We start from the raw sequence: 15044 nt of genomic DNA, 5'->3' as shown, positions 1-15044 counted from the left end.
TACTAATTTTATTAACTTCTCATTATACTATAAATTTTTGTTAATTACAAACATTTTTTAATAATAATATTATATTTACCAAATTTAGTGTTCATGATATAATTATTTTATGTTTAGTTTTACTTTAATGAGTACAATTATTCATAATCTACAATCAAAATAAAAAATAATTAGGAGCTGTTAATATGAAAATTTATTACATACACCACAGTTGTTTTATTGTTGAGTCAAAATCTTCTTTTTTAATATTCGATTATTATAAATCAAAGCCTTATATGAATGATTTTGATTTTGATTTCAAAGACCTAATAGACAAAATAATGAAGTCGGATAAGGCTGTATATATATTTGCCTCTCACAGTCATAACGATCACTATAGTAGCGAAATATTGACTTGGAATGCTAGCAAGAACAATGTTTATTATATGCTTAGCGATGATATAGAAATATATAATCAAATAGATAGGTGTTATTTTTTAAAGCCTAATCAAGAAATCGTTATAAACAACCTAAAAATAAATACTTTTGGCTCTACAGATGCTGGCATTAGCATTATTATTAATTTAGATAATAATAACATTTTTCATGCGGGTGATTTAAATTGGTGGAAATGGAATGATGATACACCTTCTGAAGAAAAAGAAATGGAATTTGCATTTAAAAGCATAGTTAACGATATAATTAATTTAAATATTAATATAGATATAGCTTTTTTCCCTGTAGATAAAAGACTCGAAGAGAATTTCATGTATGGTGGAGAATTTTTCATTGAAAAACTTTCTCCCAATATATTTATACCAATGCACTTTTGGGATAATTTCCATGCTACGAATGAATTTGTACAATTAGTTAATCGTAAAGCTTTAAAAACTAAAGTATTAAAAATTAAACATGCTAATGAAATACTAATATAATTGAAATCTAATATAATAATATTATTTCAATTGTTATATATGATAATACACGACATATTTTTTAATTTATATTAATATTATATAAAACTATTCACCTTTTTAAATAGGAATTTTACGAATTATATGCTAAAATCCAAAATACATAATATATTTTTACAAACACTGTTTATGGATTTATAAAGGGGGGGATATTAAATGAAAATTACTATTACAAATGAGTGTGGTGATTTTAAGGAAATGCTTTACACTAAAGATAAGGTTACATATGAGGTTAAAAGTCAAGAAATTGTTGATTTTTTCTCTAAACTAAGTGAAGCTTATATTAATAATTATAATATGGACGAAATGTATGAATGCTTATATAATCTAATTAATTATGGATATTTGTATACGGATATTGATTACGAAGAAAGTAGTAATTATGACAGTTATGATGATTTTGATGATTATTTATATGATGATCTAGATTATGACTATATTGCACCTGCTGAAGGTATAAAACTCATTGATTCTGAAATAGAATATTTTATTAATAATGAGCAGGTTACAAAGGAAGAATATAATAATGCATGGGATGAAAAGCTCGGATATTTAGGTTCATCAAATTGGGAAGAAAAAGGATTATGTATAACTAACACTGATACAGAAGAAATATTATTTTTAGGAAAAATATCATAATATATAACAGCAGGGTAAAATTTTCCCTGCTGTTACCTATTGTCCTAAAATCCTCTTCCTGCTCCGCCGCCGCCTGATCTGCCGCCGCCTCCAAAGCTACCTCCTCCGAAGCCGCCTCCGCCGCCGAAACCTCCACCACCTCTAAATATGCTAGGTGGAATATAAAAACCTCTTCTTCGTCTTCTTCCTGGTCCACCACCAAATCCTCCAAAGAATAACAATAAAAGTATAATTAATATTGGTCTTATCATCCTATATAATTGAACTTGGTTTTGGTTGCTTGATTGTTTTCGTATATTTACATTTATATTTTCAAATATTACATTTTCATCATAGTTATATTCTTCGTTTACACTTTTAGCTAATTGAAAAAATATGTTTTCAATGCCTCTAGAATAATCTCCTTCAGAAAGAAAACTTGTTGAAGAATCTAATATCCGTCCTACTTCAGAATCAGGTAATGCACCTTCAAGTCCATAACCAGTTTCAATTTTGATTCTTCTTTCATCTATAGCAAGAAGAATTAAAACTCCGTTATTATATTCTTTGTTACCTATTTTCCATTTTTCAAATAATTCTGTTGCATAACTATTTTCATCTAGTCCTTGCATATTTTGTACCGTTGCTACTACAATTTGAGGTTTTTCACTGGTTTTTTCATAATTAAGATTTACATTTGTAATGCTTGCTTCTACATCCTCATCTATTACATTAGCAAAATCGTTTATGTAAAACATCTTTGTAGGCTCAGGCATCACTACCTCACCGTATGATACTACAGTAGTGAATAGAATCAAAATAATTAAAGATAAAGTTAATATTCTTTTTCCCATAATTACCTACTTTCTACTTTAATCAAATTTTACCTCTGGTGCTGTATCTGCTCCTTGTGTTGCTTCAAAATATGGTCTTTTTTCAAAGCCAAACATTCCAGCCATTATATTTTTAGGAAACCTTCTTATAGCTGAATTATATTTGCTCACCACTTCATTATATCTATCTCTTTCCACAGATATTCTATTTTCAGTACCTGCCAATTCATCCATAAGCGCTGTTACATTTTCATTTGATTTTAGCACTGGATAATTTTCTGTAACTACAAGCAATCTTCCAAGTGCTCCTTCTAACTGATTTGACGCTTCAACCTTTTCACTCAAACTTTTAGCACCCGCCATTCTTGCCCTTGCATCTGCTATAGCTGTAAATATTTCTTGCTCTTGTGCCATTGCTCCTTTTACTGATTCTACTAAATTAGGTATTAAATCAAATCTTCTTTGAAGCTTGCTTTCTACATTTGCCCACTGTGTATTCACATCTTCATCTAATGTTACTAATGAATTGTAACTTCCAAAAGTAAATGCAACTAATACCACTACTACTAATAAAATCAAAACAACTGCAATCAGTCCTTTTCTCAAAATAATCCTCCTCTTAATAAATATTGTTTAATACTATTAGTATATATAATTCATACTATATTATCAATTACATTTTGATTCAATTCCATAACAAATTAAAATATATAAAATTAAATCTTAAAGCATGAATAATCACTTTAAGATTTAATTATTATTTAATCTTCATCATATTTTAAAACAGCTAAGAATGCTTCTTGTGGAACTTCAACACTTCCAATTTGTCTCATTCTTTTTTTGCCTTCTTTTTGCTTCTCTAACAATTTTTTCTTTCTAGTTATATCTCCACCGTAACATTTTGCCAACACATCTTTTCTAAGTGCACTAACTGTTTCTCTAGCTATTATCTTACCTCCAACTGTAGCTTGAAGTGGTACAGCAAACATATGTCTTGGTATAACATTTTTTAGCTTTTCAACTATACCTTTACCTCTTTCATAAGCTTTGCTTTCATGCACAATAATTGAGAATGCATCTACTAATTCACTATTAATTAAAATATCCATTTTTACTAATTCAGATCGTTGGTATCCAGCTAGCTCATAATCCAGTGAAGCATATCCTCTTGTTTTAGATTTAAGAGAATCAAAAAAGTCATAAATAACTTCATTTAATGGTAATTTGTAATGCAATATAACTCTTGTAGCTTCCATATATTCCATGTTTACAAATACCCCTCTACGATTCTGACACAACTCCATTATTGCTCCTACATGCTCTGTAGGTGACATAATTGCTGCATCAACTATAGGTTCTTCCATATATTCTATTTCTTGAGCTGGTGGCATATTAGTTGGATTTTGCATAATCATCAGTTCACCATCAGTTTTGTACACTTTATATATTACACTAGGAGTTGTTGCAATTATATTTAAATTAAATTCTCTCTCTAATCTTTGCTGTATAATTTCCATATGTAAAAGACCTAAGAAACCACACCTAAAACCAAAACCTAATGCTACTGAAGTTTCATGTTCAAATGACAACGATGCGTCATTTACCTGCAACTTTTCAAGTGCATCTCTTACCTCGTTAAAGTCTTCTCCCTCAGCAGGATATACTCCACAATAAACCATTGAAACTACCTTCTTGTATCCTGGTAATGCCTCTTTTGCAGGATTTTCGCATGATGTAATTGTATCACCAACATTACAGCTTCTAACTTCCTTCATGCTAGCACACAAATAACCTACATCCCCTGAATATAATGCAGGTACAGGCTTCTGGTTAGGTGATATTATACCTACCTCTGTTACATCAAAGGATTTTCCAGTTGCCATCATTTTAATTCTATCACCCTTTTTAACTTGACCTTCTTTAATCCTTATATATGCTATAACACCTTTATAGCTATCATAATACGAGTCAAAAACAAGAGCTTTAAGTGGTGCATCTTCTTCTCCTGTTGGTGGTGGAATAAATTTAACTATTGCTTCTAATACTTGATCTATATTAATATTATCTTTAGCTGATATAAGTGGTGTATTTTCGCAATCAAGCCCAATTACATCTTCTATTTCTTGCTTTATTTCTTCTGGTCTAGCACTTGGTAAATCTATTTTATTTATAACAGGTACGATTTCTAAATTTTGATCTAGTGCTAAATAAACATTAGCCAAAGTTTGAGCTTCAATTCCTTGTGCAGCATCAACTACTAAAACAGCACCCTCACAAGCCGCTAAACTCCTTGAAACTTCATAATTAAAATCCACATGACCTGGAGTATCAATCAAATTCAATATATAATCATTGCCATCTTTGGCTTTATATAAAAGACTAATATTTTGAAGTTTAATTGTTATACCTCTTTCCCTTTCTAAGTCCATATTATCTAATACTTGTTCATGCATCTCTCTATGAGATAAAAGTCCTGTATTTTCAATTAATCTATCTGCTAACGTTGATTTGCCATGATCTATGTGAGCTATTATGGAAAAGTTTCTTATATATTTTTTTCTATCCAAGTAAATTTAACCTCCCTATTTTTCATAATACAAATGTCATAGGGTATTATATCAAAGTTTATGTAATATTTAAAGCATTAATTATTAATTTTTGCAATTGTTTCACATAGTATTTCTGATAATAAATCCGCTGTATACTGTGCTTCTTCTATGTTGTTTAATGTAGTTCCAACTTCTATCAACATAGCGTAATCAGATAGATATTGATTGAAGTATGCACCATTTCTTATTACAATATCTCTAAATAATCCTGGGTACATTTCATTAGCCGTATCAAATGTTGTTTGAGCCATTTTCTTTATATCTTCTAAATTTCCATTCTTATCTCCAATGACTAATGTACACGTTGCTGCTGTCTTACCATTTATCTCTATTGATTTCACTTTTGACAAAAATTCTTCATAGCTTGAACCTTCATCAGCTCCATCTCTATGTATATCTATCATCACATTTTTCTTACTGTTTGACAATACCTGTTTTACATTATAATTAGAATTTGCATAAGACTTATTATAGTCTGGATAATCATTATAATCTTTTAGATGAGTTATATTTAATCCATAATTTTTCAAATTAGATGTAATTATATTACCGATTCCCATTACATTATAATTTTCATCATGAGTTCTATAGTTCGATTCTTTATTAGGTAAATATGATTCTGTAGCGTGTGTATGATAGATGATAAAATTAATATTCTTATTTATAGAAGCAGTATCTATTTTCATTTCTCTTGGAACACTGCTTCTAGAAATAGTGTTTGATTCTATGACCTTAAAAAAGTCATCCTTTCTATTGCTTGCTAAATATACTTCCGTAACAGCTATTTGGCTGCTGCTATATTCTTTTTCATCAAACACTTGTAAGTCCTCAGTTTGTTCCCTATCTGCACTGTCAATAATTTTATAAACCTCTTTCACAGGTTCATCTTCTTTATTTTCAATTATTTTGCTATCATCTGATTCTTTAAAAGTCTCTTCGAAAAAAATATTAAAGTATGACATAACCTTATCAAAGAATTCGTTATACTTATTAGCTGCCCCCTCTCCATCATAGTTCAATGAAATAGTCGTAATTTCTTGTCCTGTCTTTCTAGCTTCAGAAAGCTTATATACATAGCTGTAGCCTGCAAACAATACAACTAAGCATATAATTGACATAACCATGTAAAATTTTGTTTCACTTTTTTTTCTTCTACGTCTTTTCATAATTAAATTCAACTCCACATATTTTCTCAATATAGTAATATATTAATGTATATGTGTATTGTTTCCGTAATAATACTGTTTATTTTTACAATATTATTACGAATTTAATTCATATCCTGGATGCACTGCTTTATTAATAGATTCAGCAAGTATGTCCGATAAAATTTCTATTTGCTCATCTATTCCATTTGGAGTTACAATTGAATCACCATATAATGGACTCAAAATTTCCTTAATAAACATATGCTTTTCATTCTTTTCTAAATCACTTAATATTCCCATTATCTGTCCCACGTCATCAGTTTTATCTCTTAACGCTTCTTCCATCATATCTATTGTATCATTTACAATTGTTGCTGTATCTACAACTGTTGGTACACCAATAGCTATAACTTTTACTCCAATAGTATCTTCATTTAAAGATCCTTGCATATTACCTATACCAGAACCTGGTTCAATACCTGCATCTGTAATTTGCACAACTGAACAAAGCCTTTTCATCTTTCGTGAAGCAAGGGCATCTATTATTATAAGTAAAGTGGGTTTTATCTTCTCTACAACACCAATTATTGTATCAATAGTTTCTATGCCTGTTATCCCTAATACCCCTGGAGCTAATATGCAAACCTCATTATAATCATCATCAAATTCTTTATTATATGCTTTAAAATATTGCCTTGTAACCTTAATTTTATCTACAGTTCTAGGTCCTAGTGCATCTGCTGTAATGTTTCTATTTCCTAAACCAACAACTAAAACTCTTTCACGTTTTAAATCAGCTATATTTTTTATGTTCTCTGATAAAATTTCTACTACTTGATTTCTTGTTTCTTCACTCATATTTTTAAAATTTTTTGTTTCATATGTTACATATTTTCCTACCCTTTTTCCAATTGCTTTTTCTGCTTCTTCATTCATTATTTCAAGTTCAACTATTTCCCCATGTTTAAAATCCTGTGTTTCTAACTTAACCCCTTTAAATTTTTGAGCTATTGACTCATTTGCTTCATACGCTAAATCTGTTCTATACATAGTTGTAATCCTCCATTAAGTATAAAAAACTATTAATTTATTTCGCTACAGCTAATATTTAATTTTTATGATAAAATACTAGATAAAACATAAAATATCTTATATTGGAATTATTATATATTTTTTTTAATTTTTTATTCTTTTCTATTGATTTTTGTTCCTTTTACCTGTATAATTGACATGCTGTCTTAAATATTATCACTTTAAAAATATTAACAGTGTTAAAATATTAAAAGATTTAAAGGAGGTGAAAATATTGGCAAATATTAAATCCGCTAAAAAAAGAATATTAGTTATTAATAAAAAAACAGAAGTTAATAAAAGTAGAAAATCTGAAATTAAAACTTATATAAAGAAATTTGAAACAGTTTTAAACGAAGGTAACTTAGAACAGGCTAAAGAATATTTAAAAGTTATAGAGAAGAAATTATATCAAGCCGCTGCTAAAAATACTATCCATAAAAAGGCTGCTTCAAGAAAAGTAAGTAGATTAGCAAACAGATTAAACAAAATAGCATAATCGACTTTTATTATAGGTTCAGTTGGTGGGTAAACCACCTCTGAAGCTAAAAGTTTGAGATTCATCAACTAACCTCATAATCCTAAATATTAACAGATGTGGTGTTAGTCGATGAATCTCTTGGAAATTTAAAAGACCTTATCGGTCTTTTTTTGTTTATGTAATATTAAAATATTGTTCCATTTGTAATAATTTGTAAACCTATTTTTTTATCAATCTCTCCAACCTTAATTTTTCTATCTATTTCTAAAAATTTATCCATATAACTTTCAATTTTATTTAATGTAAGATTTTTTGTTAATTTAGATAGCTTTATAGCTATGAATTTTTTGATTTTCATTTTATTTATAATATAATCCATATTATAACCCTTATCATTAAGTAAAATATATTGGTAAAGCATTCTATATTGTCTGGTGATCATATGAATTATATATTGCTCAGGTACATTATTTAAAAGCATTTCTTCTAATATTTCATATGCTTTTTCTGTTTTCCTTTCACATACGTAATCCACTAATTTAAAAATATTGCTTTCAATTGAAATAATCATAAGATTATCAATATCATCTTTTGTTATTATCTGTGCATCCATACAATAAGATTTAAGCTTATCTAACTCATTGTTGACATCATACAAGGTTATTAGGCTTTCATATTCTAAATATCCAGAATTATTAGATATATAATTTGCATCGGATAAACTTATTTTAATATCATGTTTATTAAAGTAATCTACAATATACTTGTTAAGTTCAACTTCATTTAATTTATTAACTTCAAAAACAGAATTTTTCTCCTTTAACTTCTTTACAATTCTTTTTCTAGCATCAGGTTTTCCTCCTCTGATTAAAAACACAATGATGCATGAATCATAATTGTTTTCAATTATATTTATAATTTTATCTTCATCTTTTTTATTCAAACTACCAGTTGAAGTTAAAAAATCAGATTCTCTGACAATACATAATTTTTTATCTGATATAAAAGGCAAAGTAGTTATAGATTCATAAAACAAATTAAAATCATAATCTATTTTATCAAACTCAACATAATTCATATCCTCATAGTCACTATTTATGTATTTATTTTTTATATTCTTAACTGATTTATCAATTAAATAAACTTCCTCACCATAAAAAAGTACACATGTTGGAATTTTTCCTTTATTTATTAAATCTGATATGTTTTTATAACTCATAATTTACCTCTTCTATATATGTTTTAATAATTATCAATGAAACAAATAGTACAAATATAACTAATTTTGGAAATATCATTACGAAATATAATTCATAATAATTATCCGATTTCATTCCTGTATATGTATTATAATATAAATTATCACCTTTTAAAACAAAATTTATTTCTCCATTATAAAAAGTAGATAAAATATTACTATTAATCTTTTTATACCTTTCCAAAACTTCACCAGATGGTATGCCATAATTATTTATACCATAGCTTATTACAGCTAATTTAGGATTAACTCTATTAACAAAGTTTTCAGATGATGATGTTATACTACCATGATGTGGTAATAATAGTATATCTGATTTAACTACATCATTTATAATTTCCTGTTCTACTTTCGCTTCAATATCACCAGGGAGGAGTATATTAAATCTGTTGAAATTTAAGTGAATTACAAGTGATGAATTATTCTTGTTATTTTTAACAATATCATCAGATGGCGACAATATATTGATTTTAAAATTATTAGTTACTTTAATACTATCATCCTTATTTAAAACAATAATATCATTATAGATATCTTTATTCTTTGATGAAGAGAAAATTTTGTTTACATTTATATAATCCCCCTCAATTAAACCATAAATCCCAGAATAATGGTCATTGTCCCAATGACTTATAAAAATTCCATCAATATCACTTATACCCCTTTTAGTAAAATAAGGCACCGCCACATAATCACCTAAGTTTTTATTGCTTGTACTCCCACAGTCAAATATAAAATTATAATTCTTGTAACTGACGTAAGAAAACAAACCTTGTCCAACATCTACTATGTTAAAATACAAGCTATTATCAGTTATTGGAACAATAATATACGTAATTATATAAAATGATATAATTATTAAATAGCTAATCTTATTAATAAATTTCAACTTAATTTTGTATGTATATATTATTAAAAAAATAGATATATACATAAATAAGATTTCAAAAATTGACGGTGTAGCCATTATAATGCCGTTTAAACTAATATTTTCTGTAAAGTTAATTATATATCTCAAACTATAAAGAAAATAATCAAATAGTTTAAATGGTACAATTAATGTATATGTAAATATATTATTGAATATCAAAAATATGAAACTGCATATTAAAACAACTGTAAATAGAGGAATTAATAATAAATTATAAATTATTCCTAATAAAGGCAAATAATTAAAGAAATATATTACAATGGGACAAGTTAATAATTGCAAGAATAAATACATGTATATTGTTTTTAAAATCATATTTTTTGTTTTTATATTTATTTGAATATATTTATTAAATAAAATTAAGCTAAGTGCTGCTGAAAACGATAAAAGAAAACCAATATCAAAAATCCAAAATGGATTAATTATAGTTAGTATTAATGCTGCTAGTGATATTGCATTAAGAGAATTGTATTTTCTATAAAGCATTTCAGATCCAAACAAAAATGTGAACATAACTAAAGTTCTCATTATTGATACTGGCAAACCAATTAATAACCCATAAATCCAAAGTAATGACCAAGTAATTATCCAACTAATTCTTCTATTAAATCCTGCTAATCTTAAACAATATAATACAAATACATAAAGTAGCCCAATATGTAATCCTGATACTGCAAATATATGAGCTAACCCCATTCTTTTAATATTTTCATAAAGTACATCATCTAAATAATTAACGTCCCCAAGAATCATGGATAAAATTATTTCTGAATTTTGTTTATTCAAATTGTTCGCAAAAATATCCTCAGTATACACTTAAATTTATTAGTAAAATTATTATATACAGAATAATTTTGTTCAATCATTATTGGATTTGATGTGCAGAAAATCATTGCATAGATTTTTTTTGATCTAAGATAGTTTTTATAATTAAACAGCATAAAGTTCTTCCCAAAACTTATATCCGATACATTACCTTTTATATTAATAATAGAATTCAAATCTAATACTTGTGTTTTATCCAGATAAATTATTGTATTTTCGTTACCATGTAATGTTTTACCTTTTATTTCGGTTATAGTAGCATTATAACTATTAAAATTTGTATTATCATTAGAAGTATAATTAACGCTTTTTATTTTAGCAACAAAATCTATTTCTTCACCAATATATTGTTCTAAAACAGATTTTGAATTATAATAAATATTAATAAAAGATAAAACTAAAAATGAAATAATCACAATATTATATATGAATTTTTTGCTTTTTATTGTATTATATAAAAGCACAGAAAAAACAATTAAAAAATAATAATTAAAGAAATTGTATTCATAAGATATTATACCAATTGCGTAAAACACAAATACAGATAATATTATATACATACGATTATGCACCTCTATATATTTTAGCAAATAATGGAGGAAAAATCAAAGTTATTATTTTGGAGGAAATATGATTGTAAAATATACAGATATAGAAAATATTGAAACTAAAGATAAATATATAAACGAATTGCTTAGAGACGCATTTTTCTTTGACATAGAAACAACAGGATTATCTCGTGAATACAGTAATATTATATCTATTACTACTTTATTAATGGAAGATAATAAATATAAAGTATATCAACTTTACTGCGAATATAAAATTGATGAAAAAGAAGTTATAAAATATTTTAAAGATTTAGTCCGTACCAAGAAATATGTTGTTACATATAATGGAAATAATTTTGATATTCCTTTTATTATAAATAAATGCAAACAAAATGATATAAATTTCAATTGGGATTTATTCGTAAAAATTGATCTTTATAGTGATATGAAAAATATTCGTAATAAAATTGATATTATTAATCTAAAACTAAAAACAGTTGAAGAATTTTTTGGAATCAAAAGATACGACACCATAACAGGACAAGATGTTTTAGTTCTTTATGAAGCATATTGTATTGAGCCAAAAAAAGAATTCTCCCAGCTAATATTGCAACATAACTATGAAGACGTATATAATCTTGCTATTTTATTTAAAAAAATCTTTAATTTGTATGATAAAATTATTATATCTAACGATTTAATAGTAAAACTAAATTATAGTGATTTTGTATTTAAAAAAAATACACTATTAGGTAATTATCACGTTATATCAACATTAGAAAAAAACTATATACATAGAGCATTTAACTTTGATCTAAAATTTGATAAATATTCTCAAATTTTAAAAATTGACATACCTTTTAAATTTTATAAAGATCAAAAAATAGGAGAATTTTATTATTTAAACAATGATGATTATAATATTGCTAATTATACTATTATAGAAGGTATAAAAAGGAATCTAATCCCTTTAAAACTAAATGATAAGGTATATAATGAGAATATATTAAAAATAGTAAAAAGTATATTATCTTCAATATTTTAATTAATCTTTTTAGTCAATCTAATTCAATAAGCAATTTTACTATCACTAAATCTATTATAGATAATTTTACAAAAAGCAAAAAACTTATACTACATAATATTATGAGTATAAGTTTTTTTTTGGTGCCCAAACGCGGAATCGAACCACGGACACGAAGATTTTCAGTCTTCTGCTCTACCGACTGAGCTATCTGGGCATATACAGTGGGCCTTCAAGGACTCGAACCTTGGACCTACCGGTTATGAGCCGGGCGCTCTAACCAACTGAGCTAAAGGCCCAAAATAACAAGTATTTTGGTTTTTGGTGGGCTTAGATGGACTCGAACCATCGACCTCACGCTTATCAGGCGTGCGCTCTAACCACCTGAGCTATAAGCCCGTAAGAGTCGGGGCGGCAGGATTTGAACCCGCGGCCCTCTGGTCCCAAACCAGATGCGCTACCAAACTGCGCTACGCCCCGATTGTTAAACTGATTTTATCCTGTCCAATTTTAATTGGCAGGAGTGGCAGGACTCGAACCCACGACATTTGGTTTTGGAGACCAACGTTCTACCAACTGAACTACACTCCTATAGTGTACATGGTGGGCCTTCAAGGACTCGAACCTTGGACCTACCGGTTATGAGCCGGGCGCTCTAACCAACTGAGCTAAAGGCCCAGAATTAACCTCTGGGTTTATATGGCGGAGAAGGAGGGATTTGAACCCTCGCGTCCTTATCAGACCTACTCCCTTAGCAGGGGAGCCTCTTCAGCCGCTTGAGTACTTCTCCATATTTAACTTTTAAAATTTATATAATTTAATTCTCTTTAATATTATTCAAACTGGCGGAGAAGGTGGGATTCGAACCCACGTGGGCTTGCACCCTAACGGTTTTCAAGACCGCCCCGTTATGACCGCTTCGGTACCTCTCCTTAAATTGGTGATCCATCGGCGATTCGAACGCCGGACACCCTGATTAAAAGTCAGGTGCTCTGCCTGCTGAGCTAATGGATCAAATGGCTGGGGAGGCAGGATTCGAACCTACGAATGCTAGAGTCAAAGTCTAGTGCCTTGCCGCTTGGCGACACCCCAATAATATATTATTTATTTGTTACATATGTTACTTTTGGTGCACCCAGGAGGATTCGAACCCCCGGCACACGGATTAGAAGTCCGTTGCTCTATCCTACTGAGCTATGAGTGCATTTTGGTGTTTATATGGAGCGGGTGAAGGGAATCGGACCCTCGCAACCAGCTTGGAAGGCTGGGGCTCTACCACTGAGCTACACCCGCAAATTAAGTTTTAGTGGAGCGGAAGACGAGATTCGAACTCGCGACCCTCGCCTTGGCAAGGCGATGCTCTACCACTGAGCCACTTCCGCACACTTATTCTTATTTATTTAAAATGGTGGAAGAGATTGGATTCGAACCAATGAAGGCGTTGCCAACGGATTTACAGTCCGTCCCCTTTAGCCACTCGGGAACTCTTCCATATTTTTTTGGAGCTGGTGGGAGGACTTGAACCCCTAACCTACTGATTACAAGTCAGTTGCTCTACCAATTGAGCTACACCAGCATATCAATCAATTTCTACAATAATTTGCTTTTTTGGCGACCTGGAAGGGGCTCGAACCCTCGACCTCCAGCGTGACAGGCTGGCATTCTAACCAACTGAACTACCAGGCCGCTATATATTGGGGACATTCCTCATACCATCAAAGACTATCTTGATATTAAAGGTGCTTACCCTTTCTTTATATGTGGTGGGAACAATAGGGCTCGAACCTATGACCCCCTGCTTGTAAGGCAGATGCTCTCCCAACTGAGCTATGCTCCCACTATTAATTTAAAATGGTGACCCTACCGGGAATCGAACCCGGGTTATCGCCGTGAAAGGGCGGTGTCTTAACCGCTTGACCATAGGGCCTTAATTTTTCATACTTTAGGTCTTATTGGTAGCGGCGAACGGATTTGAACCGCTGACACTGCGGGTATGAACCGCATGCTCTAGCCAACTGAGCTACGCCGCCATGCTCACCTTGTTAATTTATGGTAGCGGGAGCTGGACTCGAACCAACGACCTTCGGGTTATGAGCCCGACGAGCTACCAACTGCTCCATCCCGCGATAATATATTTATTTATTGGTGCCGAAGACCGGACTCGAACCGGTACGATTTTGAGGATCGCAGGATTTTAAGTCCTGTGCGTCTGCCAATTCCGCCACTTCGGCGTTGGCTCCGAGGGTGGGGCTCGAACCCACGACCTACCGGTTAACAGCCGGTTGCTCCACCATTGAGCTACCTCGGAACTATTTAACCTGGCGACGTCTTACTTTCCCGGGCAGTTACCCACCGAGTATCATCAGCGCTGAAGAGCTTAACTTCCGTGTTCGGGATGGGAACGGGTGTGTCCTCTTCGCTATTGCCACCAGATTCTAGTCCTAACCCAATTTCTTCGACCAGAGGAAGAAAGAAATTGTTGGTAGGTCTGACGCACCGAGCTCCAAATTTGCACGAGCGTTAGCGAGTGAACAAATTTGTGATGCGAGACTGCGCATACCTTACCTATTATATTAGGTTATTTATGTAAAAGGTTCTAATTTTTAGTACCTTCAAAATTACATAGGAATCATAGAGAAAACATATATTTGGTCAAGACCTCGACCTATTAGTATTGCTCAGCTCAATGTATTGCTACACTTACACATGCAACCTATCTACCTGTTAGTCTATCAGGGGTCT

12 protein-coding genes, 22 tRNA genes and 2 rRNA genes are annotated in these 15044 nt (G+C 30.2%); 4 read left to right on the top strand and 32 right to left on the bottom strand.

Annotated elements, in window-relative coordinates; translation table 11 throughout:
• Positions 1–185 precede the first annotated feature (185 nt).
• Both J2Z76_RS14595 and J2Z76_RS14590 read left to right on the top strand, forming a co-directional pair.
• On the top strand, positions 186–914 hold the full coding sequence (locus J2Z76_RS14595) for an MBL fold metallo-hydrolase (RefSeq protein ID WP_209512795.1): 729 nt from the start codon (positions 186–188) through the stop codon (positions 912–914).
• Positions 915–1109: 195 nt separating this feature from the next.
• Positions 1110–1592 carry a hypothetical protein gene (locus J2Z76_RS14590; RefSeq protein WP_209512794.1) on the top strand — a complete coding sequence of 161 codons (483 nt, stop codon included), beginning with the start codon at positions 1110–1112 and terminating at the stop codon, positions 1590–1592.
• A 44-nt stretch (positions 1593–1636) separates the two neighbouring features.
• On the opposite strand, the gene J2Z76_RS14585 is transcribed toward J2Z76_RS14590, so the two are convergent.
• From J2Z76_RS14585 to gpr, 5 genes are all read right to left on the bottom strand, one after another.
• On the bottom strand, positions 1637–2425 hold the full coding sequence (locus tag J2Z76_RS14585; protein WP_209512793.1) for a TPM domain-containing protein: 789 nt from the start codon (positions 2423–2425) through the stop codon (positions 1637–1639).
• A gap of 18 nt (positions 2426–2443) precedes the next feature.
• Positions 2444–3010, bottom strand: coding sequence for a LemA family protein (locus J2Z76_RS14580; RefSeq protein ID WP_209512792.1), 567 nt, complete (start codon positions 3008–3010; stop codon positions 2444–2446).
• Positions 3011–3165: 155 nt separating this feature from the next.
• A complete protein-coding gene (gene lepA, locus J2Z76_RS14575) occupies positions 3166–4971 on the bottom strand; it encodes a translation elongation factor 4 (RefSeq protein ID WP_209512791.1) in 1806 nt (601 codons plus the stop codon).
• Positions 4972–5048: 77 nt separating this feature from the next.
• The gene (spoIIP, locus tag J2Z76_RS14570; RefSeq protein ID WP_209512790.1) at positions 5049–6179 is read right to left on the bottom strand and encodes a stage II sporulation protein P; all 1131 of its coding nucleotides are present in this window, start codon (positions 6177–6179) and stop codon (positions 5049–5051) included.
• A 96-nt stretch (positions 6180–6275) separates the two neighbouring features.
• Positions 6276–7211 (bottom strand): GPR endopeptidase, encoded by a 936-nt coding sequence (gene gpr / locus J2Z76_RS14565; RefSeq protein ID WP_209512789.1) that lies wholly within the window; start codon positions 7209–7211, stop codon positions 6276–6278.
• Between the two features lie 256 nt (positions 7212–7467).
• Between gpr and rpsT the strand changes: the two genes are divergently transcribed.
• A complete protein-coding gene (gene rpsT / locus J2Z76_RS14560; RefSeq protein ID WP_209512788.1) occupies positions 7468–7731 on the top strand; it encodes a 30S ribosomal protein S20 in 264 nt (87 codons plus the stop codon).
• A 166-nt stretch (positions 7732–7897) separates the two neighbouring features.
• Here rpsT and holA read toward each other — a convergent pair whose 3' ends face one another.
• From holA to J2Z76_RS14545, 3 genes are read right to left on the bottom strand one after another with little or no spacing between them, the layout of a single operon-like run.
• On the bottom strand, positions 7898–8932 hold the full coding sequence (gene holA, locus J2Z76_RS14555; protein WP_209512787.1) for a DNA polymerase III subunit delta: 1035 nt from the start codon (positions 8930–8932) through the stop codon (positions 7898–7900).
• Positions 8922–10688 (bottom strand): DNA internalization-related competence protein ComEC/Rec2, encoded by a 1767-nt coding sequence (locus J2Z76_RS14550; RefSeq protein ID WP_209512786.1) that lies wholly within the window; start codon positions 10686–10688, stop codon positions 8922–8924. The genes holA and J2Z76_RS14550 overlap by 11 nt, the downstream gene beginning before the upstream one ends.
• On the bottom strand, positions 10685–11287 hold the full coding sequence (locus J2Z76_RS14545; RefSeq protein WP_209512785.1) for a DUF4131 domain-containing protein: 603 nt from the start codon (positions 11285–11287) through the stop codon (positions 10685–10687). The genes J2Z76_RS14550 and J2Z76_RS14545 overlap by 4 nt, the downstream gene beginning before the upstream one ends.
• Before the next feature lie 70 nt (positions 11288–11357).
• Here J2Z76_RS14545 and J2Z76_RS14540 point away from each other — a divergent pair, with 70 nt between their 5' ends.
• On the top strand, positions 11358–12323 hold the full coding sequence (locus J2Z76_RS14540) for a ribonuclease H-like domain-containing protein (protein WP_209512784.1): 966 nt from the start codon (positions 11358–11360) through the stop codon (positions 12321–12323).
• 120 nt (positions 12324–12443) lie between these two features.
• On the opposite strand, the gene J2Z76_RS14535 is transcribed toward J2Z76_RS14540, so the two are convergent.
• The 24 genes from J2Z76_RS14535 to J2Z76_RS14420 all read right to left on the bottom strand — a co-directional run.
• Positions 12444–12519 (bottom strand) — tRNA-Phe (locus J2Z76_RS14535).
• An 8-nt stretch (positions 12520–12527) separates the two neighbouring features.
• Positions 12528–12601: transfer RNA gene (locus tag J2Z76_RS14530), tRNA-Ile, on the bottom strand.
• A 23-nt stretch (positions 12602–12624) separates the two neighbouring features.
• Positions 12625–12701, bottom strand: a tRNA-Ile gene (locus J2Z76_RS14525).
• Between the two features lie 7 nt (positions 12702–12708).
• Positions 12709–12782 (bottom strand) — tRNA-Pro (locus tag J2Z76_RS14520).
• A gap of 35 nt (positions 12783–12817) precedes the next feature.
• A tRNA-Trp gene (locus J2Z76_RS14515) sits at positions 12818–12893 on the bottom strand.
• 10 nt (positions 12894–12903) lie between these two features.
• Positions 12904–12980 (bottom strand) — tRNA-Ile (locus J2Z76_RS14510).
• Positions 12981–13002: 22 nt separating this feature from the next.
• Positions 13003–13092 (bottom strand) — tRNA-Ser (locus J2Z76_RS14505).
• A 53-nt stretch (positions 13093–13145) separates the two neighbouring features.
• Positions 13146–13234 (bottom strand) — tRNA-Ser (locus J2Z76_RS14500).
• A 6-nt stretch (positions 13235–13240) separates the two neighbouring features.
• Positions 13241–13316, bottom strand: a tRNA-Lys gene (locus J2Z76_RS14495).
• 3 nt (positions 13317–13319) lie between these two features.
• Positions 13320–13394 (bottom strand) — tRNA-Gln (locus J2Z76_RS14490).
• A 35-nt stretch (positions 13395–13429) separates the two neighbouring features.
• A tRNA-Arg gene (locus J2Z76_RS14485) sits at positions 13430–13506 on the bottom strand.
• Between the two features lie 15 nt (positions 13507–13521).
• Positions 13522–13595, bottom strand: a tRNA-Gly gene (locus tag J2Z76_RS14480).
• Between the two features lie 14 nt (positions 13596–13609).
• Positions 13610–13684: transfer RNA gene (locus tag J2Z76_RS14475), tRNA-Gly, on the bottom strand.
• A 24-nt stretch (positions 13685–13708) separates the two neighbouring features.
• Positions 13709–13793 (bottom strand) — tRNA-Tyr (locus J2Z76_RS14470).
• A 9-nt stretch (positions 13794–13802) separates the two neighbouring features.
• A tRNA-Thr gene (locus J2Z76_RS14465) sits at positions 13803–13878 on the bottom strand.
• Between the two features lie 33 nt (positions 13879–13911).
• Positions 13912–13988 (bottom strand) — tRNA-Asp (locus tag J2Z76_RS14460).
• A 75-nt stretch (positions 13989–14063) separates the two neighbouring features.
• A tRNA-Val gene (locus J2Z76_RS14455) sits at positions 14064–14139 on the bottom strand.
• Between the two features lie 15 nt (positions 14140–14154).
• Positions 14155–14229, bottom strand: a tRNA-Glu gene (locus J2Z76_RS14450).
• A gap of 26 nt (positions 14230–14255) precedes the next feature.
• Positions 14256–14332 (bottom strand) — tRNA-Met (locus tag J2Z76_RS14445).
• Positions 14333–14352: 20 nt separating this feature from the next.
• A tRNA-Met gene (locus J2Z76_RS14440) sits at positions 14353–14428 on the bottom strand.
• A gap of 17 nt (positions 14429–14445) precedes the next feature.
• A tRNA-Leu gene (locus J2Z76_RS14435) sits at positions 14446–14533 on the bottom strand.
• Between the two features lie 2 nt (positions 14534–14535).
• Positions 14536–14610, bottom strand: a tRNA-Asn gene (locus J2Z76_RS14430).
• A gap of 8 nt (positions 14611–14618) precedes the next feature.
• Positions 14619–14735, bottom strand: a 5S ribosomal RNA gene (gene rrf / locus J2Z76_RS14425).
• Between the two features lie 215 nt (positions 14736–14950).
• Positions 14951–15044, bottom strand: a 23S ribosomal RNA gene (locus J2Z76_RS14420); the annotation flags it as partial.

Origin of the sequence: Sedimentibacter acidaminivorans (assembly GCF_017873955.1) — a bacterium.
Lineage (GTDB): Bacteria > Bacillota > Clostridia > Tissierellales > Sedimentibacteraceae > Sedimentibacter > Sedimentibacter acidaminivorans.
This window is presented reverse-complemented; position numbering and strand designations above follow the sequence as displayed.

Bases quoted from the DNA above. Each gene is read 5' to 3' on its own strand.
- holA (WP_209512787.1), bottom strand. From the start codon at position 8,932: ATGAGTTATAAAAACATATCAGATTTAATAAATAAAGGAAAAATTCCA.
- spoIIP (WP_209512790.1), bottom strand. From the start codon at position 6,179: ATGAAAAGACGTAGAAGAAAAAAAAGTGAAACAAAATTTTACATGGTT.
- J2Z76_RS14585 (WP_209512793.1), bottom strand. From the start codon at position 2,425: ATGGGAAAAAGAATATTAACTTTATCTTTAATTATTTTGATTCTATTC.
- J2Z76_RS14590 (WP_209512794.1), top strand. From the start codon at position 1,110: ATGAAAATTACTATTACAAATGAGTGTGGTGATTTTAAGGAAATGCTT.
- gpr (WP_209512789.1), bottom strand. From the start codon at position 7,211: ATGTATAGAACAGATTTAGCGTATGAAGCAAATGAGTCAATAGCTCAA.
- J2Z76_RS14545 (WP_209512785.1), bottom strand. From the start codon at position 11,287: ATGTATATAATATTATCTGTATTTGTGTTTTACGCAATTGGTATAATA.
- J2Z76_RS14595 (WP_209512795.1), top strand. From the start codon at position 186: ATGAAAATTTATTACATACACCACAGTTGTTTTATTGTTGAGTCAAAA.
- J2Z76_RS14540 (WP_209512784.1), top strand. From the start codon at position 11,358: ATGATTGTAAAATATACAGATATAGAAAATATTGAAACTAAAGATAAA.